This window comes from Saccharothrix hoggarensis, assembly GCF_042678885.1.
Taxonomy (GTDB): Bacteria; Actinomycetota; Actinomycetes; order Mycobacteriales; family Pseudonocardiaceae; genus Actinosynnema; species Actinosynnema hoggarensis.
The window spans coordinates 1-2,267 of record NZ_JBHTLK010000435.1 but is presented as its reverse complement, the minus strand read 5'-3'; the positions used below and the strand labels follow the sequence as shown (position 1 = coordinate 2,267).

Sequence of the window (2,267 nt, the reverse complement as noted above, 5' to 3'; positions counted from 1 at the left end):
GTGCGGGTCACCGGTCGCGGCGCCGGGGACGACGAGCAGGCACCACGCCGTCACGACGGCCACCGCGCCGACCGCGCGCCGCCGCGGCCGACCGGGGGTTGACGAGCGTGGCGCCGACGGGTGGGGTGCCATGAGTGCCTCTCGCACGGTCGTGGAACCGCCTACCGGCTCCGGTAGTGAGCGGCCCACCGGCGGAACTCCGCCCGGGACGACGCCACGTCCAACGCGATCCGCTCCAGCACGTCCGCCTGCCGCCGACCGGTGGGCAGCGCGAACGACGAGCGCAGCACCCCGGTGTGGCCGGCCGTGAACGGCACCAGCCGGACCGGCACGTCGCGCCGGTCGGCGAGCGCGTCCAACTGGTCCGCCATCACCGACTCGTCGCCGACGCGCGCGTGCAGCGCGGCCTCGTGCAGGAAGAACCGCGCGCCGCGGGGGAACGCGTCGCCGCCGTCGTCACCGAGCGCCAGCGCGTAGGCCGGCGTGCGCAGCGGCTCCGGGACGCACAGCGTCTCGAACACCACGACGTCGCACTCGGCGGCGGCCTCGCCGGGATCGCCGGGACGGCGGCCGACCAGCCTGATCAGATCGATCAAGTCCGGTCCGCGCCGAGTGCGGTCCACGGTGGACGGTCCGCTCGACCAGCCCAATCCCGGCACCAGCCTGAGCGGCGGCCGGATGTCCTCACCTGCGGTCACGGTGCGCCACCGTAGTGACGTTGACCAGCCCTTTCGACCCGGTGGCGGTAAGACCACCCCAAAGTGGAGCAAGGCAAGCCGTACGTACTGATTGGATTTCCCCTGGCGGCCCTGGCAACATCGACCGGTGCCCAGGGTGAGCCAGGACCACCTCGATGCCCGTCGCCGCCAGATCCTCGACGGCGCCCGCGCGTGTTTCGCGCGCTTCGGCTACGAAGGCGCGACCGTCCGCCGCCTGGAAGAGGCTACCGGCCTGTCCAGGGGCGCGATCTTCCACCACTTCCGGGACAAGGAGTCGCTGTTCCTCGCCCTCGCGGAGGACGACGCGCTGCGGATGGCCGAGGTCGTCGCCGAGCAGGGTCTCGTCCAGGTGATGCGCGACCTGCTCGCCGAGCCGGGGCCGAGCGACGCGGAACACCCGGCGGACTGGCTCGGCACCCGGCTGGAGGTGTCGCGCAGGCTGCGCACCGACCCGGAGTTCCGGGCCCGGTGGGCGGAGCGGTCGCGGCAGCTCACCGACGCGACGCGGCAACGGTTGGAGCGCCAGCGGGAGGCCGGGAACCTGCGTGACGACGTGGACGTCGACGTGCTGACGTCGTTCCTGGAGCTGGTGCTGGAGGGCCTGGTGTCCCACCTCGCCATGGGTCTGCCCGCGGACGACCTCGAACCCGTGCTGGACCTGGTCGAGGAGAGCGTGCGCCGGCACCGCCGCGTGGGCTGACGGGCCGGCGCGGGTCCCGCCCGGTTCGCGGACGAGACGGTGGCGGTGACCGCGGCGCGGCGGCCTTGCTGCGGACCGGCTCCGGCGACCAGTCCTGTTGGCGGCCAACCGGTTCGTGCCGGGTCGGGCGCCCGGTGACGGCGTCGCGGTGAGCGGTCCCGGCGAGGCCGAGGCGGGCCGTGCCGACGACCCCATAGGATCGCTCGCATGGCTGACCCGCGTCCTGCCCACGTGCACCGGGTGCGGGTGCGCCCGGTCGACTGCGACCGCCAGGGGATCGTGCACGCGTCGCGCTACCCGGTCTTCTTCGAGGCCGCGATGGTCGAGACGCTGCGGTCCCTGCTCGGCTCGTACCGGGAGCTGGAGAAGCACGGCATCGACTTCGTGATGGCGGAGACCTCCATCCGGTACCTGAACCCGGCGCGGTTCGACGACCTGCTGCGGATCGCGGTGCGGGTGCGGACCCTCGGCACCACCACGTTGACCATGGGCTTCGACGCGGACGTCGACGGCACGCCGGTCGCCACCGGCTGGAACCGCTACGTCTCCTTCGGCACGCCGGAGCTGCGCAGCACGCCGATCCCGGCGGACTTCCGCAAGGTGCTCGAACGCCGTCCGGCGCCGTCCCGCACCTCACCGTCCCGGACACCGTCCGCCCGCACGACGTCGGCCCGCGAGACGGCGAGCGCTCCCGCGCCTAGGTCCGCACCCGGTTCCCGGACCTGACCGCGTGACCCGCGCCTGACCCCTCGGCGCGCGCCACGACCCGGCCGCGCTCGACGCGCACCGCCGTCTCGGTCTCGTCGCTCACCGACGGCACCCCGGCCGCGCGGGCCAGCGCGCCCGTG

3 protein-coding genes and 1 pseudogene are annotated in these 2,267 nt (G+C 74.1%); 2 read left to right on the top strand and 2 right to left on the bottom strand.

Annotated elements, in window-relative coordinates:
- Positions 1–161: 161 nt before the first annotated feature.
- Positions 162–698: a Scr1 family TA system antitoxin-like transcriptional regulator gene (locus ACFQ3T_RS36030; RefSeq protein WP_380730554.1), complete on the bottom strand. Its 537-nt coding sequence runs from the start codon at positions 696–698 to the stop codon at positions 162–164.
- 127 nt (positions 699–825) lie between these two features.
- On the opposite strand from ACFQ3T_RS36030, the gene ACFQ3T_RS36025 reads away from it, so the two are divergent.
- Both ACFQ3T_RS36025 and ACFQ3T_RS36020 read left to right on the top strand, forming a co-directional pair.
- On the top strand, positions 826–1,419 hold the full coding sequence (locus ACFQ3T_RS36025; RefSeq protein ID WP_380730552.1) for a TetR/AcrR family transcriptional regulator: 594 nt from the start codon (positions 826–828) through the stop codon (positions 1,417–1,419).
- A 207-nt stretch (positions 1,420–1,626) separates the two neighbouring features.
- The gene (locus ACFQ3T_RS36020; protein ID WP_380730550.1) at positions 1,627–2,145 is read left to right on the top strand and encodes an acyl-CoA thioesterase; all 519 of its coding nucleotides are present in this window, start codon (positions 1,627–1,629) and stop codon (positions 2,143–2,145) included.
- Here ACFQ3T_RS36020 and ACFQ3T_RS36015 read toward each other — a convergent pair.
- Positions 2,117–2,267, bottom strand: a pseudogene (locus ACFQ3T_RS36015) (TetR/AcrR family transcriptional regulator); the annotation flags it as partial. The gene ACFQ3T_RS36020 and the pseudogene ACFQ3T_RS36015 overlap by 29 nt on opposite strands.

Excerpts from the sequence above, each read along its gene's own strand:
- ACFQ3T_RS36020 (WP_380730550.1), top strand. The coding sequence starts at position 1,627 with ATGGCTGACCCGCGTCCTGCCCACGTGCACCGGGTGCGGGTGCGCCCG.